The 24,435-nt window shown below is 32.3% G+C and carries 18 protein-coding genes; 10 read left to right on the top strand and 8 right to left on the bottom strand.

Features of this window, described 5'->3' with window-relative positions; translation table 11 throughout:
- Positions 1-9: 9 nt before the first annotated feature.
- From ABMY20_RS01455 to ABMY20_RS01445, 3 genes are all read right to left on the bottom strand, one after another.
- Positions 10-936 carry a M43 family zinc metalloprotease gene (locus ABMY20_RS01455; protein WP_349264455.1) on the bottom strand — a complete coding sequence of 309 codons (927 nt, stop codon included), beginning with the start codon at positions 934-936 and terminating at the stop codon, positions 10-12.
- 207 nt (positions 937-1,143) lie between these two features.
- Positions 1,144-4,584 (bottom strand): methylmalonyl-CoA mutase family protein, encoded by a 3,441-nt coding sequence (locus ABMY20_RS01450; RefSeq protein WP_349264454.1) that lies wholly within the window; start codon positions 4,582-4,584, stop codon positions 1,144-1,146.
- 70 nt (positions 4,585-4,654) lie between these two features.
- Complete coding sequence (locus ABMY20_RS01445; protein WP_349264453.1) at positions 4,655-4,990, bottom strand: hypothetical protein; 336 nt, start codon at positions 4,988-4,990, stop codon at positions 4,655-4,657.
- A gap of 285 nt (positions 4,991-5,275) precedes the next feature.
- Between ABMY20_RS01445 and ABMY20_RS01440 the strand changes: the two genes are divergently transcribed.
- The 4 genes from ABMY20_RS01440 (at position 5,276) to ABMY20_RS01425 (ending at position 8,817) form a co-directional block, all read left to right on the top strand.
- Positions 5,276-7,270, top strand: coding sequence for a urocanate hydratase (locus ABMY20_RS01440; RefSeq protein WP_047788452.1), 1,995 nt, complete (start codon positions 5,276-5,278; stop codon positions 7,268-7,270).
- 11 nt (positions 7,271-7,281) lie between these two features.
- Positions 7,282-7,809: a DUF4136 domain-containing protein gene (locus ABMY20_RS01435; protein WP_159613565.1), complete on the top strand. Its 528-nt coding sequence runs from the start codon at positions 7,282-7,284 to the stop codon at positions 7,807-7,809.
- 82 nt (positions 7,810-7,891) lie between these two features.
- Positions 7,892-8,056, top strand: a complete 165-nt coding sequence (locus ABMY20_RS01430) for a DUF5522 domain-containing protein (protein ID WP_159432107.1) — start codon at positions 7,892-7,894, stop codon at positions 8,054-8,056.
- A gap of 53 nt (positions 8,057-8,109) precedes the next feature.
- The gene (locus ABMY20_RS01425) at positions 8,110-8,817 is read left to right on the top strand and encodes a DUF4197 domain-containing protein (RefSeq protein WP_159613567.1); all 708 of its coding nucleotides are present in this window, start codon (positions 8,110-8,112) and stop codon (positions 8,815-8,817) included.
- Position 8,818: 1 nt separating this feature from the next.
- On the opposite strand, the gene ABMY20_RS01420 is transcribed toward ABMY20_RS01425, so the two are convergent.
- Both ABMY20_RS01420 and ABMY20_RS01415 read right to left on the bottom strand, forming a co-directional pair.
- Positions 8,819-9,538, bottom strand: a complete 720-nt coding sequence (locus tag ABMY20_RS01420; protein WP_349264452.1) for a LytTR family DNA-binding domain-containing protein — start codon at positions 9,536-9,538, stop codon at positions 8,819-8,821.
- Positions 9,535-10,563 (bottom strand): histidine kinase, encoded by a 1,029-nt coding sequence (locus ABMY20_RS01415; protein WP_173359871.1) that lies wholly within the window; start codon positions 10,561-10,563, stop codon positions 9,535-9,537. The genes ABMY20_RS01420 and ABMY20_RS01415 overlap by 4 nt, the downstream gene beginning before the upstream one ends.
- Positions 10,564-10,769: 206 nt before the next feature.
- Between ABMY20_RS01415 and ABMY20_RS01410 the strand changes: the two genes are divergently transcribed.
- Both ABMY20_RS01410 and ABMY20_RS01405 read left to right on the top strand, forming a co-directional pair.
- Positions 10,770-11,639 carry a DUF5694 domain-containing protein gene (locus ABMY20_RS01410; protein WP_349264451.1) on the top strand — a complete coding sequence of 290 codons (870 nt, stop codon included), beginning with the start codon at positions 10,770-10,772 and terminating at the stop codon, positions 11,637-11,639.
- Between the two features lie 227 nt (positions 11,640-11,866).
- Complete coding sequence (locus tag ABMY20_RS01405) at positions 11,867-12,064, top strand: hypothetical protein (protein WP_047788449.1); 198 nt, start codon at positions 11,867-11,869, stop codon at positions 12,062-12,064.
- Here ABMY20_RS01405 and ABMY20_RS01400 read toward each other — a convergent pair.
- Together ABMY20_RS01400 and ABMY20_RS01395 are read right to left on the bottom strand one after the other, a co-directional pair.
- Entirely contained in the window at positions 12,047-12,805 is a 759-nt protein-coding gene (locus ABMY20_RS01400; RefSeq protein ID WP_073181601.1) for a helical backbone metal receptor, read from the bottom strand. The two genes, ABMY20_RS01405 and ABMY20_RS01400, sit on opposite strands and share 18 nt — an antisense overlap.
- A 33-nt stretch (positions 12,806-12,838) precedes the next feature.
- The gene (locus tag ABMY20_RS01395) at positions 12,839-13,609 is read right to left on the bottom strand and encodes a LytTR family DNA-binding domain-containing protein (RefSeq protein ID WP_159613575.1); all 771 of its coding nucleotides are present in this window, start codon (positions 13,607-13,609) and stop codon (positions 12,839-12,841) included.
- 379 nt (positions 13,610-13,988) lie between these two features.
- Between ABMY20_RS01395 and ABMY20_RS01390 the strand changes: the two genes are divergently transcribed.
- The 4 genes from ABMY20_RS01390 (at position 13,989) to ABMY20_RS01375 (ending at position 23,456) form a co-directional block, all read left to right on the top strand.
- Positions 13,989-17,063, top strand: coding sequence for a TonB-dependent receptor (locus ABMY20_RS01390; RefSeq protein WP_349264450.1), 3,075 nt, complete (start codon positions 13,989-13,991; stop codon positions 17,061-17,063).
- Positions 17,064-17,073: 10 nt separating this feature from the next.
- Positions 17,074-18,270, top strand: a complete 1,197-nt coding sequence (locus tag ABMY20_RS01385; RefSeq protein ID WP_349264449.1) for a RagB/SusD family nutrient uptake outer membrane protein — start codon at positions 17,074-17,076, stop codon at positions 18,268-18,270.
- A 455-nt stretch (positions 18,271-18,725) separates the two neighbouring features.
- Complete coding sequence (locus tag ABMY20_RS01380; protein WP_349264448.1) at positions 18,726-21,794, top strand: SusC/RagA family TonB-linked outer membrane protein; 3,069 nt, start codon at positions 18,726-18,728, stop codon at positions 21,792-21,794.
- A gap of 12 nt (positions 21,795-21,806) precedes the next feature.
- Positions 21,807-23,456, top strand: a complete 1,650-nt coding sequence (locus ABMY20_RS01375; protein ID WP_349264447.1) for a RagB/SusD family nutrient uptake outer membrane protein — start codon at positions 21,807-21,809, stop codon at positions 23,454-23,456.
- 102 nt (positions 23,457-23,558) lie between these two features.
- On the opposite strand, the gene pyrF is transcribed toward ABMY20_RS01375, so the two are convergent.
- Positions 23,559-24,374: an orotidine-5'-phosphate decarboxylase gene (gene pyrF, locus ABMY20_RS01370; protein WP_349264446.1), complete on the bottom strand. Its 816-nt coding sequence runs from the start codon at positions 24,372-24,374 to the stop codon at positions 23,559-23,561.
- Positions 24,375-24,435: the final 61 nt, after the last annotated feature.

The following is a 24,435-nucleotide window of genomic DNA, read 5'->3' as shown; positions in this document are numbered from 1 at the left end:
AATAGTAAGTTATCTATTTATCACATCAGAGGTAATTAGTGTTTTTCTTCTTTCTGCATGTTCAAGTACATATCTCATTCGTTTAATTTGTCCTTTGGTAAATACATTCATACATCTATCATCAGTAAGATTCATATAGTTGTTTACAGGAGCAGGTTGTCCATCACAGGCTTTAGGAATTGTCCCATCACAACCATCAATAGAACTACTTACAGGTGGTGTGTCTTCAATAAAATCGTCATGGTCATAACAAGGTTTTCCTTCAAGAGCAGTTCCCCAAATATGTAATAAACCTAAGAAATGTCCCATTTCGTGGGTTAATGTTTTACCAAGATTGAGACCTCCAGAAACATCGGATTTTCCAAAGTGATGAACATTAATTAGAATACCATCACCTATGGTTTTTAACTCATCTTCTATTCCAGGTAAGTTAGTGGTAGGAAAAGAAGCTGCGCCAGCAAATGTATTAGGGGCATACCCGCCATATACCCATATGTTGATATATTTATTAGGATTCCAATATTCAAACTCAGGAAGCCAATCAAATCTGTCTTTATCACCTCTTACGGGAGTGTTGTCGTAATAATTAATACGGTTAATTCCGTTAGTTGGGTTTCCGTTAGGATCTATTTCTGCAAGTTTAAATTGAATAAATGAGTCACTACTAAGTGGGGAATTGTTTTCTCCTAAAGTGCCTACTACTCTTCTAAAATCGTGATTTAAAGATTGAATTTGTTCTTGAATACGTTCGGTAGCTAGGTTAAAGCCTCCGCCTATACTTTCTCCATCATGTATTATGTGTACGACTACGGGTAAGGTGTGGACTTCTAAGTTATCTAAAGGAGGTTCTGGACTTTCTGGTAAATTAATTTTAGTTTCGTTACTACAAGCAAATAGTAAAGAGAAAAGAGTAGTTATTAAAAAGATTTTTTTCATAGAATTAATGGAGTTGTATCAAATTATTATTGATTAGACGCTACAGAAATAGAAAGGTTGCGTGTAATTTTTTTATTTAACATTTTATTATTTTAAAACAAAAGTTTAAGGAATAGAAACTCTTTAATAAAGAAGATATTTAAAAGTATAAAAAGCCTCACTTAAATTTAAGTGAGGCTTTAAATATTTATTTAAAGGCATTGCCTTTTACATGTTTCGTCTGTATTGACCACCAACTTCAAATAATGCTGAAGTAATTTGTCCTAACGAACAAACTTTGGTAGCATCCATTAATTTTTCAAAAAGGTTTTGATTGTTAATAGCAGCCGATTGCATTTCAGATAAAAGTTGTTCTATTTTATCTTCATGCGCTTTGTTCAGATTCTCTTTCGTTTTGATTTGGAATTGTTTTTCCTCTTCGGTAGCACGAATAACTTCTTGTGGAGTAACCGTTGGAGAACCTTTAGAACTTAAGAAGGTGTTTACTCCAATAATTGGGAATTCACCTGTATGTTTTAAGGTTTCGTAGTATAAACTCTCTTCTTGAATTTTAGAACGTTGGTACATCGTTTCCATTGCTCCTAAAACACCACCACGCTCCGTAATTCTATCGAATTCAGTTAACACAGCTTCCTCTACTAAATCAGTCAACTCTTCAATAATAAAAGAACCTTGAATTGGATTTTCGTTTTTAGCTAATCCTAATTCTTTATTGATGATTAATTGAATTGCCATCGCACGACGTACAGATTCTTCTGTAGGCGTTGTAATTGCTTCATCATAAGCATTTGTATGTAACGAGTTACAGTTGTCGTAAATCGCATATAACGCTTGTAGTGTTGTACGAATATCATTAAAATCAATTTCTTGTGCGTGTAGTGAACGTCCAGAAGTTTGAATATGGTACTTTAACATTTGTGCTCTTGGGTTTGCTCCGTATTTATGTTTTAAAGCTTTTGCCCAAATTTTACGAGCTACACGACCAATTACAGCATATTCAGGATCGATACCATTAGAGAAGAAGAATGATAAGTTTGGACCAAACTTATTAATATCCATTCCTCTTGATAAGTAGTATTCTACGTAGGTGAATCCATTCGCTAAGGTTAAGGCTAACTGTGTAATTGGATTAGCACCAGCTTCTGCAATATGATATCCTGAGATAGATACAGAGTAGAAATTACGGACATTTTTCTCAATAAAATATTCTTGTACATCACCCATTAAACGTAATGCAAATTCCGTAGAGAAAATACAAGTATTTTGTGCTTGGTCTTCTTTTAAAATATCTGCCTGAACCGTACCACGTACTTGTGCTAAGGTATTTGCTTTAATTTCAGCATATACATCCGCAGGTAAAATTTGATCACCAGTAACACCTAAAAGAAGTAATCCTAATCCGTCATTACCATCTGGTAAATCACCATTATATTTAGGACGTTCTATACCTTTATCGTCATATAATTCTTTAAGTTTTGCTTCAACCTTTTTCTCTAACTTATGCTCTTTGATGTATTTCTCACAGTTCTGGTCGATAGCAGCATTCATAAAGAATCCTAATAACATCGGAGCAGGACCATTAATAGTCATAGAAACCGAAGTCATAGCATGACTTAAATCGAAACCAGAGTATAATTTTTTAGCATCGTCTAAACAACAAATAGATACTCCTGCATTTCCAATTTTACCGTAAATATCAGGTCTGTGTCCTGGATCGTTTCCATATAACGTAACTGAGTCAAATGCAGTAGATAAACGCTTTGCAGGCATACCTAAACTTACATAATGGAAACGACGGTTGGTACGTTCAGGTCCACCTTCACCAGCAAACATACGTGTTGGATCTTCCCCAGTACGTTTAAATGGATATAATCCTGAAGCATAAGGAAATTCTCCAGGGACATTCTCTTGTAAATTCCAACGTAATAAATCACCCCAAGCTTGGTATTTTGGTAACGCTACTTTCGGAATTTGGGTGTGTGAAAGTGATTCTGTGTGTGTTTCTATTTTAATTTCCTTATCACGTACTTTAAACGAGTAAATAGGATCTTTATATTTTTTTACTTTGTCTTGCCAGTTTAAAATAATTTCCCAGTTATGTGGGTCAAGATTTAGTTTTACTTTATCGAATTGAGCAAATAATAACTTTACAAATGGTTGCTCTTCCTCCTGAACTTGTTTCTGAATAGCATCTTGGTCAATTCCGTTTTTAGTAAGGAAAGGTTCCGTCACTTCGTTCGGAATGACAGATAAGATGGTTTGATAGATTCCGTATAATTTCTGAGCTACTTTTTCTTGCTCATCAACTTTTTTGTCGTAAGCGCGGTTGTTTTCTGAAATTTCAGATAAATAACGTGTTCTACTAGGTGGAATTACAAATATCTTTTCAGACATTTCTTTCGTAATTTCAAAAGTAGATTGTAAATCAGCTCCCGCCTTTTCAACTAATTTATCCATAATCGCTTTGTATAGCGAATTCATTCCTGGGTCGTTAAATTGAGATGCAATGGTTCCAAAAACAGGCATGTCATCCATATGAACATCCCATAAATTGTTGTTACGCATGTATTGTTTTTTTACATCGCGCAAAGCATCTAAAGCTCCTCTTTTATCAAATTTGTTAATGGCTACTAAGTCAGCAAAATCAAGCATGTCGATTTTTTCTAACTGTGTTGCAGCACCAAATTCGGGAGTCATTACATACAAAGAAGTATCAGAATGTTCGATAATCTCTGTATCTGATTGTCCAATACCAGAAGTCTCTAAAATAATTAAATCAAATTCGGCAGCTTTTAAAACTTCTACCGCTTCGTTTACATACTTAGATAAGGCTAAGTTGGATTGACGTGTAGCTAATGAACGCATGTATACACGTTCATTGTTGATGGCATTCATACGAATACGATCACCTAACAAAGCTCCACCTGTTTTTCTTTTTGAAGGATCAACAGAGATTAATCCGATAGTTTTGTTTGGAAAATCAATTAAGAAACGACGAACTAATTCGTCAACTAAACTCGATTTACCAGCACCACCCGTACCCGTGATACCTAATACTGGAGTTTTGGAGTTTTTATTTTTTTTATGAATGGTTTCTAAAGCTTCTTTAGCAACTTCGGGGAAGTTCTCCGCAGCAGAAATTACACGAGCAATACTGCCAACTTCTTTATCGGCTAATTTATCTACTTCTCCATTTAATGCATCTCCAATGGCAAAGTCTGATTGTTGAACTAAATCATTAATCATTCCTTGTAATCCCAATTCACGACCATCATCAGGAGAGTAAATACGAGTAATTCCATAGTCCATCAATTCTTTGATTTCCTCTGGTAGAATTACTCCGCCACCACCTCCAAATATTTTAATATGTCCAGCTCCTTTTTCTTGCAATAAATCGTACATGTACTTAAAGTACTCGTTGTGTCCACCTTGGTACGAAGTCATAGCAATTGCATTTGCGTCTTCTTGAATAGCACAGTTTACTACTTCTTCAACGCTTCTATCATGTCCTAAGTGAATTACTTCAACCCCAGTAGATTGAATAATTCGGCGCATAATATTAATGGCAGCGTCGTGTCCATCAAATAAAGAAGCCGCAGTTACAATTCGTACTTTGTGTTTAGGTTTATAGGGAGTTATTTGTTCCATTCGTAAATTGTCTTAATTTTCGGGTACGCAATTTACGGAAATCTTAAAAAATAGACGGATGTTTTAACAATTATAAATAAGAAAGGAATGCCCATCTCTTTCGAGTAGAGATATATTCTAAATTATGTTCATTTTGATAGGCCTCTCGTTCAAAACTTAGGTTTTTATAAGCTAATGATGTTTTTCGATAAATTAATAGCTTAATAAGCCATTCTAAAAAATAGAAAAGATAAAAGAAGACAATTAGTAACTCTAATTGCTGTTTTAAGTGTATTTTTTCATGATTTATTAAAACAGGATCACCTTTTAAATCTTCTCTTTTTAAGAATATAAAAGGGTATAATGTCATTCCAGAAAATCCTTTTGGTATTATATGTTTTGAAATAAATATCATAAACTTGTTCATGCAATAAACTTACCAAAGGTACAATTTATTGTTAGGACAAGAGTAAAAATACAAGAAGAAGAAAAATTTATACTTTTTAAAGATGCTGTTTTTAACTGTATAGACTTATATTTGTGCAAACTTCAAAGAAATGGATTTTTTAACTCTAAAATATAAAAAGAGGATTGAAGCTCAGTACCACAGAGCCGATATCCGTTATCCATAGTTTTTTCATTTTTACGATTATAAACAGATTTAAAATTAATAAGTTTTCATTTTTTAATTGGAAACTATAAACCGTATAAAATGACTTTTAAAGAACAAATAAAACAAGGAATACCTACTACATTACCTCCAAAAAAGGAGTATGACACCACCATAAATCACGCACCAAAACGTAAAGAAATTTTAACTGATGAAGAGAAGAAATTGGCTTTACGTAATGCATTGCGTTATTTTGATAAAAAACATCATTCAGCTTTATTACCAGAATTTGCTGAAGAATTAGAGAGGTACGGACGAATTTATATGTATCGTTTCCGTCCTGATTATAAGATGTACGCGCGTCCTATTGAAGAGTATCCAGGGAAATCAGAGCAAGCAAAAGCGATTATGGTAATGATTCAAAATAATTTGGATTATGCAGTAGCACAGCATCCTCACGAATTAATTACTTATGGTGGTAATGGAGCAGTATTTTCTAATTGGGCACAGTATTTATTAACCATGAAGTACTTATCTGAAATGACCAATAAACAAACTTTGGTAATGTATTCAGGACACCCAATGGGATTATTCCCATCACATAAAGATGCACCAAGAGTAGTGGTTACCAATGGCATGATGATTCCGAATTATTCAAAACCAGATGATTGGGAAAAGTTTAATGCGTTAGGAGTAACTCAATATGGGCAAATGACAGCAGGAAGTTACATGTATATAGGTCCACAAGGAATTGTACATGGAACAACAATTACTGTGTTAAACGGATTCAGAAAAATAGGAAAGTCTCCAAAAGGTAATTTATTTGTTACTGCTGGTTTAGGAGGAATGAGTGGTGCGCAACCAAAAGCAGGAAATATAGCAGGTTGTATTACAGTGTGTGCTGAGGTAAATCCGAAAATAACGCAGGTTCGTTTAGATCAAGGTTGGATTGATGAAAAAATCACCGATTTAGATGAATTAGTAGCACGTGTTAGAAAAGCAAAGGAAAACGAAGAAGTTGTTTCGTTAGCATATTTAGGAAACATCGTGGATGTTTGGGAAAAGTTTGCTGAAGAAAATGTGTATATTGATTTAGGTTCAGATCAAACATCGTTGCACAATCCATGGGCAGGAGGTTATTATCCAGTAGATATGTCGTTTGAAGAATCAAACGAAATGATGGCGAATAATCCAGAGTTGTTTAAAGAAAAAGTACAAGAAACCTTACGTCGTCACGCAAAAGCGATTAATAAACATACAGAAAAAGGAACGTATTTCTTTGATTACGGGAATGCCTTTTTATTGGAAGCGAGTAGAGCAGGAGCTGATGTAATGAACCCAAATCCGATGTTGGGAAGAGAGTTCAAGTATCCTAGTTATGTACAAGATATTATGGGGCCTATGTGTTTTGATTATGGTTTTGGGCCTTTCCGTTGGGTATGTACTTCAGGAAAACCAGAAGATTTAGCCAAAACGGATGCGATTGCTTGTAAGGTATTGGAGAAAATTATGAAAAAATCTCCAGAAGAAATCCAACAACAAATGGCAGATAATATTCAGTGGATTAAAGGAGCGCAAGAAAATAAGTTAGTTGTAGGTTCACAAGCACGTATTTTATATGCAGACGCTGAAGGACGTATGAAAATAGCAGAAGCGTTTAACAAAGCAATTAAGAAAGGAAAAATTGGTCCAGTAGTCTTAGGTCGTGATCATCATGATGTATCTGGAACTGATTCACCTTACCGTGAAACTTCTAATATTTATGATGGTTCGCGCTTTACAGCAGATATGGCAATTCATAATGTAATAGGAGATAGTTTTAGAGGAGCTACTTGGGTTTCTATTCACAATGGAGGTGGAGTAGGTTGGGGAGAAGTAATTAATGGAGGGTTTGGCATGCTTCTTGATGGTTCTAAAGATGCATCAAGGCGCTTAAAATCAATGCTTTTCTGGGATGTGAATAACGGAATAGCAAGACGTAGTTGGGCACGAAATAATGAAGCTGTTTTTGCTATTAAACGTGCCATGGAAGTTGAAAAGAAACTAAAAGTTACACTTCCAAACTTAGTGGACGATGCGTTATTAGAAAACATGTAAACTCTTAGAAAATGAAAAATTTAAAATTACTTTTTTTGCCAATTGTAGCTTTACTAATTACTTCATGTAGTTCAGTAAGAGTAGTAACGGATTATGATACACAAACAGATTTTAATCAATACAAAACGTTTGCGTTTTACAAAACAGGCATAGACAAAGCTCCAATCTCTGATTTAGATAAAAAACGTATTATGCGTGCTATTGAAGCAGAGTTGACGGCGAAAGGGATGACAAAGTCAGCTACCCCAGATGTTTTAGTGAGTTTGTTTACAAAGTCTCGTGAGCGTATTAATGTGAATGATAATTTCTATGGAGGATTTTACTATCCATGGTATTATGGACCAAGTCCAGTAACTGTTTCTCAATATACCGAAGGTACGTTGTTTATTGATTTGTTAGATGCTGACAAAAAAGAGTTAGTATGGCAAGGGATAGGAACGGGAGCTTTGAGTACAAGTAGTGTAGAAAGAAAGGAAGCTCGTATTAAAGAATTTGTGGCTGAGATTATGGCGGAGTATCCACCTAACGCTAAAAAGTAAGATTTAAATTTTTTAAGATATACAAATACGTTAAGCAGAGCTATAAAGTCTGTTTAACGTATTTTTTTATGATATTTGTAGTATGAGAAATAAGATATTAAAACCCACTCCTGATGAGTATTATACTAATGAGCAAGGGTATAGGGTTTTTAAAGAAGCGTATCATTTACGACGAGGATATTGTTGTAAAAGTGGTTGTAAACACTGTCCGTATGGATATGATAAAAATACCGATAGTTTCAAATAAATGTGACAATAAATAGTTTATTGTTTCTAATAGATAAAATCAAACAAGTAGACATGAAAAAAATTACAGTATTCTTTATTGCACTTACTTTTATGGGATGTGCAGAATTACAAAAAGTAGTAAATCAATTACCACAAGGAGGGGTGTTAACACAAGAACAGATTGGTAATGGTTTGCGTCAAGCTTTAGATAACGGAATTCAGCATCAAGTAACTAAATTAACTTCAAAAGATGGTTTTTATAAAAATGACTTGGTAAAAATTTTATTACCAGAGGAATTACAAGCAGTAGACAAGGGGTTGAGAAAGATAGGTTTAGGTAATTTAGCTGATGAAGGATTAAAAGCAATTAATAGAACTGCTGAGGATGCTGTAAAAACAGCAACTCCAATTTTTGTAAATGCTGTTAAAGAAATTACATTTAATGATGCAAAGAATATATTATTAGGAGCAGATAATGCTGCAACTTCTTATTTAGAAGGAAAAACAACTTCTGCGTTATATGCTGAGTTTAATCCAGTTATTAAAAACTCATTTTCGAAAGTAGGAGCTGATAAAATTTGGTCAAACTTAATCACGAAATACAATAGTATTCCGTTTGTTAAAAAAGTGAATCCAGACTTAACAGACTATGTAACAACTGAAGCGTTAGATGGTGTGTTTACTATGATTGCGGTTGAAGAAAAAGGAATACGTAATAAAGTAGGGTTACGTAATACAGCATTATTGCGTCAGGTATTTGCGTTACAAGATAATAGGTAAATTATAATTGCTTACTAGCAATTTTTTCAAAAAAGGACTTTCTGTAGGTGTTACCAATAGGAAGTTCTTTTTTTTGTATCCATAATGAATCGTTTTCAATTTTATCAATAGCCTTAATTGAAATAATGTATGACCTGTGTGTTTGGATAAAATTATCTTCAGGTAAACTGCTTACTAGGTTTTTTAAGGTGCTGTAAGTAATAATTCGCTCATTTTTTAAGTAAACTGAAACGTAGTTTTTTAAGCCTTCAATAAATAGAATATCATCTAAAAAAACTTTTGAAAACTTGTTTTTTCCATCTGTTTTTAGAAAGAAATAATCATTTTCAGTGTTCTGGTTTATTTTTTGGTCTGACTTGGTAATTTTTTTATTAACTTTTAAAACAGCTTTGTAAAATCGGTCAAAATCAAAAGGTTTTAGCAAATAATCAATAGCAGCAATATCATAACTCTCTAGGGCAAATTGAGGATAAGCTGTCGTAAAAATGATATTAGTTTTATTACTAATAATTTTAGACAATTGTATGCCTGTAATTTCAGGCATTTGTATGTCTAAAAAAACTAAATCAATAGTCCCTTTTTCTATTTCTATTAAGGCTTCTAACGGATTTGTGTAAGTACTGTTTACTGAAAGAAAAGGAACTTTATCTACATACTTTTCTAACAAGCGAATAGCTGGCGGTTCATCATCAATGATAATACAAGTTAGTTGTTTACTCATAATGGAAATTGTAGGTATGCGTTAAAAATATTATTACTTTGCTGAAAAGTTAGTAAAAAATTGTCATTATATAGAACTTCTAATCTTTTTCGAATGTTTTCGGTTCCAATACCAGTTTCCATATATTTTTCAGAAGTGTTTGTGTGGTTTTCAGTGGTAACTACCAAGCTAATATCATCAATAGTTATGTTTATATTGGCAGGTTTATTCGGGTTGTTTATAACTCCATGCTTACAAACATTTTCAATAAAATTGATTAAAATTAACGATGGTATTTTATGGCTTTTAGGATTTCCGTGAATAGTTAAACTAACATAAAAATTACTTTCATATCTACGTTTAAAGAAGTGTAGATAGTCATTAAGAAACTGTATTTCATTTTCTAACAAAACAAAATTTTCAGATGTTTCATAAGTAACATAACGTAGTAGATGTGAGAGTTTTAAAATGTCGTTAGCAGTTTCTGGTTGTTCATCATATAATTCTATGTAAAAACCATTAAGTACATTAAATAAAAAATGTGGGCTTATTTGAGATTTTAAAGTGGTTAATTGTGCTTGTTGATGTTTTATTTCTAATAAATGAAGTTTGTTTTTGTTTTCTCTATATCTAAAAAATAAATATACCAGAGTACTATATAAAGAAGCTTTAAAGCTGAAAATGAAGCTATCGAAAAAATAAGTAAAAACTATACTTTGATTGTTAATGTTGTAATTATTAATATTGAATAATATGGGAGATAGAATTTCTTCTAGTAAAAAACGAATTCCTGCAAAAACAAAAACCATAAAAATAACCGAAGCTCCAAATAGTATATACTTTTTCGTATTAAAAAGTCTAGGGAGTAAATAGTAGTAGTTAAGAAAATATACCGTAAAAAAACTAATACTAAATGTTAGTGTAAAAAGGAGGGAGTAATTTATAGGTAACCTGTTAGATGAGGTAAAAAAATTCCAACCAAAATCTAATAAAATTAGTAGGGCTATAATGAGTAAGTTGTATTTTAATTCTTTTGAAAACTTCATTATTCAAAAATAAGTGGAATATTCTTTAAGAGATTAAAAATAGGATAAATCAATGTTTTGTTATTACAAAAGCATGTTTTTATAAAACTAACATGAGTTCTTTGTTAAAAGAAACTGTTTGTTTAAAAGAATTAGAGGTTGGTGTAATAAAAATTGGTATACTGAATTAACAATGTACTCTTGTGTAAAATTTTAAATACAAAAGAATGAAGAAATATTTAGTATTGTTATTTGGGGTATTGTTACAGTTTTCTTGTCAAAATAAAGAAAAAAAACTATTAGATAAAGACCAGGCAATTTTGAAGCCTTATGCATCTTATTATCCAAGTAGTAAAACCAAAGTGTTGGTGGTTGGAACCTTTCATTTTTCTTATCCAGGGTTAGATTATACTAAAACAAAAGAAAATGATAAGATAGATGTGCTAAGGGAACCAAAAAAATCAGAAGTAACAGAATTAGTAGAATATATCAAAAAGTTTAAACCAACTAAAGTAGCTATTGAAGCAAAACCAAGTTGGAATATGAATAAAAGGTATAAAGAATATAAAAAAGGGGAGCACAGAAACGAAAGAGGTGAAGATTATCAGTTAGGGATGCGTATAGCAAATGATTTTAATTTAGATACTATTTACTCTATAGATGCAAATACATTAAGTAATGATTTGTCTAAATTAAACCCTGAGTTCATGAAAGAGTTATCGAAAGATTATGACTTTAAATCAGATGATCCTTATAGTAAAATGGTTCAAAAATCATTTGATGAGGACGCTAAAATTCCTTCTAAAGTGAATTTACTAGAATATTTTAAACACATGAATTCTATTGAGGGGCACAAAAATAACTACGGTGCTTATTTGGTTGGAGATTTTAAATTGGATAATAATAGAGGTGCAGATTTTTTATCTATTTGGTGGTATAACCGTAATCTTCGAATTTTTAGAAATATTCAGAAGATAGACCATACAAAAGAAGATAGGGTTTTAGTAGTTATAGGTAATGGACATGCGTCTGTATTAAGGCATATGATAGAATATTCCCCAGAATATGACTTTGTAGAATTCAGTAGTTTACTATAAAATAGAAGAAGTTTTATAGAGATAGTTTAGATAAAAAAATAATTTTTGGATGGTATATGATATTTTTTGAAGATTTTAAGAGTAGAAATATGATTTGTAAATTACAGAATAAGGGTTGTTAATTATAATAAAAGAGGGTTTTCCCCTTTTTTATTATTTGTAGGTTTTTATGTTTTTGTAAATCAAATAATTATGTATATTTATAATCCGTGTTAACCCAATTATAAATGTCAAGAATTAATCAATTACGTAGATACAGAAAACATCTTGAAGAGAGATATCTAAGGTTGGTTGAGACAGCTAATGATTATAAATATGAAGATGAGTGCAAAAGTGATCGCTCAGCATTCAAAGCGATGAAGATATTGGAAAAACTAAATAGAATAAAATATTTAGATGAAGATATGTCAAGCCCTGTTGTGTAACTCCTTAAAGTAATCAAAAGCTTTTAACAGTCTACTACCGTACCAAGAAAAGTATTCACCGTCAACCAATATAGGAGTCAGGTTGTTAGTGTGTTCTATAATCTCAAGAATGTGTTTTTCTTTGAAAGGAAAAGGTTCAGAAGAAAGTAAAATTAATTCTGGTTTTTTCTTATTGATATTTTTTATGTCAACTTCTGGATACCTTTTTTCGTTAGCATAAACATTTTCAAATTTGTTTAATTCTAGCAGGTGATTTATAAACGTATTACTTGCTGCAACCATCCAAGGATTTCTCCAAATAAAATAAGCAACTTTTCTACTTTTTTTATTTTTAATAAACTTTTTAAAATCAATTATTTTTGACTCTAATTTATTAGTTATTTTTTTAGCTTCAATTTGCTTCTCAAAAAAACTTCCGTACAAAGAAATTAACTCTATGGAGTCTGTAAGTGTAAAAATATCAGAAACATGGGTAAACGCTACTTGCTGGCAGGCTTCTACTATTTCTTTGGTGTTTTCTTCTCTGTTACAAAGAATAATGTCTGGTTGAAGCTCTTTAATTTTATCTATTTTTATGTTTTTGGTGCCACCAACAATAGTTTTTGTTTTAGTTAAGTGTGTTGGGTGAACGCAAAATTTTGTTATTCCTAATATATTGTCTTCGAGACCTAAATCAACTAAAAGTTCTGTTTGACTAGGAACTAAAGAAATAATTCTTTTATATTTTTTGTTAGTGTTCATTAAACAAAATTAATGATTCAAAAGAAAGGATTGTTATTTAACTCCCATAAGTTCTTGAAAATCTTTTTTATAGCTTTTACTTACTCTAAAGGTTTTGTTATCGTTAATTTTTACATCTGTCTCACCATAATTGGAAGTGATGATCTCATCAATAAAATTAGAGTTGATTATAGTAGATCTGTGAATTCTAACAAAAAAATTAGAGTTTAACCTTTTAATTATGCTTGATAAAGATTCACGCAGTAGATACTTTTTATTATCAGTAGTGAAAATTTCTACATAATAACCTGAAGCGGATATATATTTAATAGCGTTTCGTTCTAAGAAAATTATTTTGTTTCCCGATTTAATATTAATCTTGGTTCCTTTTACAGGCATTTCAATAGGAGTCTTCTCTTTTACTAGATCTATGATGTTATCTAAATCTGAAAGTTTTTCTATTTTCTTATAATCAATAACCTTTTTAATAGAAGCATAAAAACGATCTTCTTTTAATGGTTTTAAAAGATAATCAAAAGCAAAGTAGTCAAAAGCTTTCACAGCATGTTCGTTAGAAGAAGCTGTGAAAATAAAAATAGGCTTTTTAGGTAGAGTTATTTTTTCGATAATATCAAACCCAGTCATATCGTTTATTTTGGTGTCAAGATATACAACATCTGGGTTTAAAGTGTTGATTTTCTTTATAGCGTCTAAGCCATTAGAACATTCATCAATAATTTCTATAAAATTATAATTACTTAGTAATTTTTTAAACCTTAATCTAGCAGCTTTTTCGTTATCAACGATTAGAATAGATAATTTCATTTACATTTTGTTTTCTTAACAGATATAACATTCGAACCTAATGAGGGTCTTAAATTTAAGCTAGTTAAAAATTAGTTAAAATAAAAGTCAAAATTTAAGAATGTCAAATTAGCTCTATAGACATTGAAGGGGACCAATATTTAATTATAATATTAAGACGCTGCAAAAATAAAGAAGAATCTTTTTCTAATTGAACTAAAATAAGTTTTTTTAAAAGAATTAACATTATTTAGTATTTGGTTGTTTTATTCTTTTTAAGTCTCACTTCTTAAAATTGTTTTTTCGCATCAAAATAAAGGATGTTAACTTCAAATAGCTGTTAACAAAAACTTATAGCCTTTAGATTTACAACTGTTAATTAATAAAAATTTAATAATTTATGAATCTACATTTAAAAAATGTGATCTGTGTTTTATTCTTTTTCAGCTTTATGCTGAATGTGAACGCACAGGAGAAAAAAATCACTGGAGTGGTGTCTGATAGTTCAGGGCCTTTACCTGGTGTAAATGTAATTTTAAAAGGAACAACCACAGGTACTGAGACAGACTTTGATGGGAAGTATTCATTAAATGCAAAAGAGGGAGATATTTTAGTGTTCAGTTTTGTAGGAATGAAAGTGACTGAAAAAGTCGTAGATGCAGGATCAGAGCTTAATGTTTTAATGCAAGAAAACGCTAACTTATTAGAAGAGATAGTCATTGTTGGATATGGATCAACTTCTAAAAAGGACTTGACAGGATCGGTAGCAACTATAGGCGTGGAACAGTTACAAGATAAGCCAGTAGCCAATGTAACACAGGCTTTGCAAGGTAAAACTTCTGGTTTACAAATTGTAAGTACAGGTGGTAGAGCAGGTGATGCTACTCAAATTAGTATTAGAGGTAACGGTTCTTTAAGTGCTTCAAATAGTGCTTTATACATTATTGATGGTGTGCCACAAGAAGATATGTCAGGGATTTCTCCTGAAGATATTAAGAGTATAAGTATCTTAAAGGATGCTGCTTCTACTGCAATTTATGGATCTAGAGCCTCTAATGGAGTTGTTTTAATTCAGACAAATAGAGGAGGATATCAAAAAGATATATCCGTATCTTTTAATACTTCTTATGGTTTTCAAAATATTATAAAAAGACCTAGTTTATTAAACGCGGAGCAATACAAGCAAGTATCAGATGCAGCAAGAATAAACTATGAGCAAGATATTGCTTCCGGAGCTTTAGCTGGGCCAAAAGATCCAACAATTTTAACTCCATTGCCAAATAGTCCTTATAATACTGATTGGTTGAAGCTAGTATTAAGAGATAATGCTACAGTTAAAAGATATCAATTTAGTGTTGCTGGAGGAGGAGAAAATACAAGAGCATATTTATCAGCGTCTTTATTTGATCAAGAAGGAATTATTAAAAAGGATAATTATAAGATCGGGCGTATAAAGTTAAATGTGGAGCAGAAGATGAATGATTATGTAAAGTTAGGAGTAAATTCTTACTTTTCTTTTTCAGAAGCAACACCTTTTGCAGATGATAATAATACATATCAACCTTATTCAAATGCGTTAGGAGCAAGACCAGATGTTAGTCCTTATGATGCAGACGGTAATATAGCTGTTCATAACTTTTCAAACCCATTATTTGCTTTTGAAAGACAAGTGACTGACAAGTGGCAAAACTTGGGAGGTACATTATTTTTCGATGTAACCCCTATTGAAAGTTTAGTATGGCACTCAGCTTTTAGTGGTAACATAAGAAGTAATAGATACAATAGATATGATGCTCCTAACACAAGAAGAGGTTTAAATGGAGATGGAGTACCAACAGGTTACGGTTACTATAGTACAGAGAATAACAGAGATTATTTAATTGAGAATACAGTAACCTATACAGATAGGTTTGCTAATGATAAGCTAAAATTAACATTATTAGGAGGACACTCGTTCCAGAAATGGGAATATGAAGATTCTTTCGTATCTGGAGAAAACTTTCCTTCAAGTGATTTGAGTTGGTTAGTTTCTGCAGGGGAGATAAATCAAGGACGTAGCTTTTATAAAGCAATGGCATTAGAATCATATTTTACAAGGTTGCAGTTATCTTGGGATTCAAAGTATCATTTTATGGTGTCAACAAGATATGATGGGTCTTCAAAATTTACTAAAGAGAACAGATGGGGAAGTTTCCCAGCAGCATCTATTGGATGGACCATTTCTAACGAGAAATTCTTTAATGTACCGGCGATTAATGAATTAAAAGCAAGAGCTTCTTTTGGATATACAGGTAACCAAACAGGTATTTCTTATGCTTCAGGGCAAAGCTTGATAGGTTCTGGTGAAAACTATGATCAAGCACCAGGTTTAGCTGCTACCACTATTTTTAACCCTGACTTAAAGTGGGAGAAAGGTCAAGCTTTAAACTTAGGTTTAGACATTACTTTATTCGATAGGATAGATGTTAATTTAGATTATTATGAAAAAGAAACTCAAGATCTTTTAAGTAGAGTTAATGTACCACAAGAAAGTGGATTTAGAACTATGTTAGCAAATGTAGGTAATATTTCAAATAAAGGATTCGAAGCTAATATTAATGCAAGAATAATCGAAAAAGAAAATTTCAAATGGAATTTTGGAGCTAACTTTTCATATAACGATAATGAAGTGTTAAAGGTTGGATCTGAGACAGGACAATATACGACAGGGTTCACTTCTATTGTTAAAGAAGGAAGTGCTTTAGGTTCGTTCTTTATATTAGAATCAGCAGGAGTAGCTTCAGAAGAGTATACATATAAAGATGCTGACGGGGTTGATGGACAAACAGTTGCTGCTGGAGATATGATTTATGTTGATCAAAATGGTGATGGTAAAATTACTGATGAGGATAAAAAAGTATTTGAAGGAGGTATAGCTCCTATTTATGGTGGTTTTAATACTTCTATTGAATACAAAGGATTTGATTTAGGAATTAGTGGGCAGTACTCTATAGGTAAAAAAGTATACGCACTTTTTAAAGAGGACGGATTAAATGGAGGAGCAGTCGGAGCACCATCTTATTCTGAAAATATGTTAACAGAAATGTTAGACTATTGGACACCAACAAATACAAATGCTTCTAATCCGAGGCCTCATTTATCTTCTGAAATTTCTGCATGGAACACTCAAAGATCTAGTAGATACTTAGAAGATGCAGATTATTTAAGAATTTCAGATATTACTTTAGGATATAACTTTAACTTCTTAAAAGATTCAGATGTGAAGTTTATAAAAAGTTTGAGACTTTATGCTCAAGTAAGAAACCCATTTACATTTACTAAATATTCTGGTGGAGATCCAGAAGTAAGCTATGTAGATCAAACAGCTCAAAGTGGTCAAGACAGAACTGACGGAAGTAAAATTGAAGCTGGAGTTGATTTAGGTGGTATTCCTAACGTTAAATCGTTCTTAATAGGGTTAAATGTTAAATTTTAAAAAAATGAAGATGATTAAAAAAATTTCAAAAATACTTTTCATTGGGCTGTTTGTGGCTTTAACTACATCTTGTAGCGATCAGTTAGATATACCTTCTGAAGCATCTTTAGATGCAAATGCAAACTTAGCAACAGAAGATGTAGACAAGCTATTAACAGGGCTGTATAAAAAAATGAGACACCCTAATCAGTATGGGTATTTCGCTATCATGAATACTGAAATTATGGGAGACAACTATAAGCCTGTTAAGTTTCAGTGGTTTCAAGTGCAGAACTTTTATGAAAATAAAGTGCCTGCTGGTGACATTTTATTAAGTTATTTCTATGCAGATTATTATGCAGGTATTGATAGAGCTAATACTATTTTAAAAGTACCTTCAGCAAATGAAGCACAAAAAGGAGCAGCACGTTATAATAGAGCTTTAAGTTACTTAAGATTATATGATATGTTTGAAAGAGTTCCTTTAATTGATGAAAATTATGATAGAACACCTATTGCACCATCTTCAAAAGAGGATGTATTAAACTTTATCGTTGAAGATTTAAAATATGCAAAGGAAAATTGTGTAAGCTTTAACGGACTTAGTTTGTTAGAAAGTCAAAAGACTCCTACAAAAGAAGCAGCTTCTGCTCTTTTAGCAAGGGTTTATAGAGTACAAGGAAATATAGCAGCAGCTGGAGTAGAGGCTGAAGAATTAATTACATCAGGAAAGTTTGCTTTATCGGCGAACCCTTTAGAAAGAGATCCAGAGGTTATCTTTATGTATAAAGGTAATAAAGCAGAAGAGGTTGGCTCTTGGGGGTGGATTATGAGTCCAGAGGCTAGAACATGGAACTGTTTTGCAGCAGCAGATGATTTAACAGCTCTAGTTAAAGGAGAAGATACTCGCAAGATTTTATTTGATTTCGATGGTAAAGAAGCTAATGGCGGTTATATATATTCAAAGAAATATAAAACAGAAGACAATTCTGACTTATTGGTTTCTAGAATTGCTGAGATGTATTTGATCTCTGCAGAAGCAGGAAATACAACAAGATTGGATGAATTGCAAGCGGCTAGAAAATCTTCTTTAACATTGGCAGAAGAAAGACGTTTGGAGATGTCATTTGAATGGACAAGATGGGAAGATTTGAAATTAGAAGGGAAAACTTCTTATATTTTACCTTACCCAACTAGAGCAGTAGATTCAAATCCATTACTTAAGTAATTTTATTTAGATATTCCCCTAAAAAGAAAGGGCTGAGTTTAAACTCAGCCCTTTTCATATTAAAGTAGTAGTTTTTCAGTTCAAAAAAGGGGTGATTCAAATCAAAGTTATAATAATGAAAAGTTAAGCTTAATACATTTGCTGTAACTTATACCAACTTTGTTTTCATTGGTGTAATTATTTGAATTAATTATTATAAAGTCAAGGAGTCATTAACCTTGGCTTTTTTTGTTTTATAAATAGTTGTTTTGTTGTTTTTTATCTTCTTTTATCTTTTTTTGTTATTTTTTTAACTTTTTTTATGTTAAAATTATAGTTTTTTTAGTTTTATTTTATTGTTTTTTTAATTTTATAAGATATCAATTTTAAGGCTCTTGTAGTGAGAGTTTTAAGTTTAAAAATTTTAATTTATGAAATTAAAAAATTACCTATTGCTAATATTAATACTTGTAAATATGTCAATATTAGCACAAGAAAAAACGGTTACAGGAACAGTAACTGATAAAACTGGAGCACTACCAGGAGTTAGTGTTATTATAAAAGGTACTAATAAAGGTACTGAAACAGATTTTGATGGGAAGTATGCCATAAAAGTAAACCAAGGAGATATACTTGTTTTTAGTTTTGTAGGGCTTAAAACTATCGAAAGAACAGTTGGAGTAATTTCTATTTTAAATATTAAAATGGAAGAGGACGCTAACTTGTTAGACGAAGTGGTAGTTGTAGCTTATGGGACTACTACTAAAGAAGCATTTACAGGTTCAGCGAGTGTTTTAGGTGTAAAAGATTTAGCCACACGTAACGTAACTTCTCCAATTGCAGCTATTGAAGGTCGTGCAACAGGTATACAATTTACATCATCTGCAGGTCCAGGAGCATCACCAGATATTGTAATTCGTGGTGTAGGTACATTAAATGGAGATACTGACCCTTTATTTATAGTGGATGGTATTCAATATGAAGGAGAGTTAAATACAATAAATCAAGAAGATATAGAGTCTTTTACAGTACTAAAAGATGCCTCTTCTACATCATTATATGGTTCAAGAGCTGCTAATGGAGTTGTAATTATTACCACCAAAAAAGGAAAGAAAGGCGGAGTAAGAGTTAACCTTACTGCTCAATCTGGAGTTGTGGCAAACGGTGTTCAAGCATATGACCAAGTGTCGCCAGGTCAGTATTATGAAGTTATGTGGGAGGCTCTGAAGAATTCTAGTGCTGGTGGAGGTGACCCTGCATTTGCTAGTGCAAATATTTATAATCAATTAGGTTATAATCCGTTTGATGTGCCAAATGATCAAATAGTTGGAGTGGATGGAAAGTTAAATCCTAATGCAAGTGTTATATATAAGAGTCTTGATTGGTTTGATGAACTACAACAAACTGGAATTAGAAATAACTACAATGTAGGTATATCAGCAGGAGGTGATGATCATACAGTATATTTTTCAGCGTCATACTTGGATGAAGAGAGTTATGTTGTAACATCTGGTTTTGAGCGTATAACAGCAAGGTTAAATGCTGATTTTGATGTAAGTGAGAGTATCAAAATTGGAGGTAGTGCGAATATTGCGCTTACTGAAGCAAGAGGTCCAAGTTCAGCAGGAACAGGAAGTATTGTTAACCCATTTAGTTTTGCATTAGGTATGGGGGCTATCTATCCAGTATATGTGAATGATTTACAAGGAAATATTGTAAGAGACGAATTTGGAAATCCTGTTTTTGATAATGGAGAAGGGTATGCTGAATATAATATAGGTTCCAGACCCACTAACCAAGGTCGTCATGCACTTCAAGAATTGTTACTTAATAATGAGAGAGATAAGGATAATACTTATGGATTTAGGTTTTATGGAGATATTAAACTTTTAGAAGGACTTAACTTAAAAGTAACTTACGGTAGAGATATTAATGAGTTATTTGAGAGAGAATATGAAAATGCAATTATTGGAGATGCTCAGCCAGATGGAAGGCTAAGTGAAGACCGTGGAAGAAGAGAAGTAGAAAACTTTAATCAAATTTTGACTTATGTTAAAAGTTTTGGTAATCATAATTTAGAATTACTTGCGGGACATGAGAGCTTTGAAAGAACTCTCTCTAATATAGAAGGGCTAGCCACAATACAAGCAGCTAATGGAATTTTTGAGTTTGCTAACTTTTCAAATATTGTTGATTTAGATGGTGCAACTTTTGATAAGGCCATTGAAGGGTATTTTTTTAGAGCGAATTATAACTATAATAACAAATATTATCTAAGTGGTTCTGTTCGACGCGATGGATCTTCTGTGTTTGATATGGATAAAAGATGGGGTACTTTTTATTCTGTAGGTGCTTCTTGGCGTATTGATCAAGAAAGCTTTATGAAAGATGTATCTTTTATAAACAGATTAAAGTTAAGAGCTTCATATGGGGAAGTAGGTAATGATGATTTGTTAGATGAATACTTATCACAAGCTCGATTTTCAATAACATCCAATGCAGCTAATCCAGCAATTATTTTTACAGATATTGGTAATGCTAATTTGCAGTGGGAAACCATTGAGAATTTTGATGTAGCATTGGAGTTTGCGCTGTTCGATAACTTTTTAGATGGTTCTGTAGAATATTATAAGAAAAATTCAACAGACTTACTTTACCTTTTGCCTATTGCACCAAGTAATGGATTGAATGAAGTTCCGGTAAACGCAGGAGATATGTTTAATTCAGGTTGGGAAGTAGGATTAACAGCTCATCTTTTTAATAAAGAAAATTTTAAATGGGACTTAACATTACAAGCTTCTACATTCAAAAATGAAATCACAAAATTACCAGATCCATTTATAAATGGATCAAAACGTTGGGCTGAAGGTAGGTCTAGGTTTGATTACTTTTTACTAAGGACAGCTGGTGTAGACCCTGATAATGGAGATCAGTTGTTCTATATGTATGAACAAGATGAGAATGGAGAAAGTGTTCCTGTTTTAGATGCAAATGGAAACATAGAAACGACAAACGATTGGCAAGAAACAGAAAGAGCCTATACAGGAGACTCTTCAGTACCAGATCTTTTAGGTTCAATTTTAAATAAAATTACATATAAAGATTTCACTTTTGATTTTTTAGTTACCTATGGTGTAGGTGGAAAAGTGTTAGACAACGCATATTCATCTATGATGCATAGTGGAAGTTATGGAAGATCTTTGCATCCAGATATATTGAATGCATGGAGACAACCTGGAGATATTACAAATGTTCCGAGATTGGAAAATGGAAATCCTGATTTGGTTAGAACTCAATCAGACAGGTTTTTAACTGATGCTTCTTTCTGGACATTAAAAAATGTTAACATAGGTTATACATTAGATAAAAAAGTTGTAGAGGCGCTTAAAATGGATAATATTAGGTTTAATTTATCTGGAGAGAATTTATTCTTAAAAAGTGAGAGAAAAGGTTTAGATCCTCAATATGACTTATCAGGAGTATCACCTGGTGATGATTTTTCACCTCCAAGAATTATTTCTTTTGGTATTAACGTTTCATTCTAAAAAAAAATCATTATGTTAAATAAATTAAAATACTTATTAATAGCTGTTATTCTTATTTCGATAACATCTTGTAAAGAAGACTTTCTTGAAAGAACCCCAACAGATGCTATTTCTGCATCTGATGCGTTAGCTAACGAAACAAATATGCAATTAGTTCTTGATGGAGTGCATAGAGGATTGTATTCTCAGTCTCAAGATATATTTCCAGGTGGTAACACAGCAAGGGCAAATAACCATTATTGGGTTCCGTTAGGAGATAATTTGTCAGGAGGACTTATTCATAGTGCTAGCGCTAATAATTTGTCATGGAGAGATGCAATGCAATGGAACTCACATACACAACCAACATCGCTAACAAATGAATTGTTATGGTATCATAGATATAACATTATTTTGCATGCGAACCTGTTGATTAATGGGATTTTAGAAGGAAACTTGACAGAAACTCCAACATTAAATACAATTTTAGGGCAAGCTTATACGTATAGAGCTTATGCGTATTTATCTTTAGTGCAACATTATGGTCGAGGATATTTGATAGGTAACCCTAGCACAGATCCTGGTGTGCCTATACTTTTTTCTTCAGAATCACCATTTACTAGTGAGCCAAGATCAACAGTTGAGGAGGTTTATAATCAAATAGGACAAGATTTAGATGCTGCTATTAGTGCTTTTGAAAACGGATCATCAAGACCATCAGGAGGGCCAGAAGTAAAGTCTCAGTTAAATATAGATGTAGCGTATGGATTAAAAGCTAGATGGGCTCTTTCTAAAGGGGACTGGCAAACAGCTGCTGATGCAGCAGTAGCTGCACGTCAAAATTATCCATTAATGAATGAATCAGATTGGAAATCAGGTTTTAATACAAATAATTTGTCTGAAGTTATTTGGGGAAGCAACGTAATAGATACGGAGACGACATTTTTCCGCTCATACTTTTATTTAGCTAGCAATACTTTTAATGGAAGTCAAATTAGAAATAATCCAAAAATAGCAGATAGAAGATTGGTAGATGCAATTCCTAATACAGATTATAGAAAAGATGTTTTTTTACCAGATGCGCCAAATTCAAATACTTCAGCAGCAAATGGAGAAGGTGGCTGGGAGAATAATACCAACCCTTTATATACCACAGAAGAAGAGTTTGATGCAGCTATTATAAGTATTAAGTCTGAATATGGGTTAGTTTCTGGTCATAATACACATCCGTACATGCATTTTAAGCTGAAGCAAAAAAACCCAGGATCTATTGATCCTGATGATGTAATTTATATGCGTGCTTCAGAAATGTATTTAATTGAAGCTGAAGCTAAGGCAATGATGAATGATATTGCTGGGGCTCAAGCAGCTTTAAAACCTTTAGGAGAAGAACGTGATAGTGCTTATGATGTAACTATATATAACACACAAGAATCTTTAATGGATCATATTAAGTTTCAAAGAGGAGTAGAATTATGGGGAGAAGGGTTTGGATATACAGATAAAATCCGCTGGGATGAAGGTATAGATCATGCCGCTGATGGAGGTTCTGGAGCCTCTGCAGTGCTCTACCAAGGAGCTTATCAGGTAGAAAAACCTTCTTTAAATGATGACTGGATTTTTAAAATTCCTCAAGCAGAAATTAATGCGAATCCAAATATAACACCAAGTGACCAAAACTAAAAGAGTTGTGAATAAGAAACTAATTACATTAAATTTTTGTTTTCATTTAATGTAGTTATTTGAATTAATCATAAGCCAAGGACTCATTAACCTTGGCTTTTTTTATTTTAAAATATTTTCCATTTGTTGTTGTAACTCTTTAGCTTTAGCAGCAGCAGCCTCAGCAAAATCATTCTCGTTAGAAGCATAAATAATTCCACGAGAAGAATTAATTAATAAGCCTATAGTATCCTTAGTCATCCCGTATTTACAAACTTCTTCTAAACTACCTCCTTGGGCACCAACCCCAGGAACTAATAAAAAGCTTTCAGGAATAATTTTTCTGATATCAGCTAAATATTCAGCCTTCGTAGCGCCAACTACGTACATTAAATTCTGTGAGTTTTTCCAAGATTTAGAAGTTTCAATTACTTGTTTGTATAACTCTTTACCATCAACAGTTTTTGTTTGGAAGTCAAAAGCGCCTTGGTTAGAAGTTAAAGCCAACATAATAGTATGTTTATCTTCAAAAGCTAAAAAAGGTTCAACAGAATCTTTTCCCATGTATGGAGCAACCGTTACCGAGTCAAAAGCTAAGTCTTCAAAAAAAGCTTTTGCATACATGGTACTAGTATTACCAATATCACCACGCTTAGCATCAGCAATGGTAAAAATTTCAGGGTGTTTTTCGTTTAAGTAATTAATCGTTCTTTCAAGAGATTTCCAGCCTTTAATTCCATAAGCTTCATAAAAAGCAGTATTAGGTTTGTAAGCTACACAAAGATGGTGAGTAGCATCAATAATAGCTTTATTAAAGGCAAAAATAGGATCTTCCTCTTGAAGTAAATGTGCTGGAATTTTGTTTAAATCAACATCTAATCCAATACATAAAAATGATTTCTTTTTTTGAATTTCAGATACAAGTTGTTGTGTTGTCATGTGTTGTTGTAAAAGTTAGGCAAAAGTACATAAATTTAGCAGTTTCTGTTATCTTTGTTAT

This window comes from Tenacibaculum sp. SSH1-16 (assembly GCF_040104435.1).
GTDB lineage: Bacteria > Bacteroidota > Bacteroidia > Flavobacteriales > Flavobacteriaceae > Polaribacter > Polaribacter mesophilus.
Note: the sequence above shows the minus strand (reverse complement) of the source record. Positions and strands in the feature narration are given on the sequence as shown.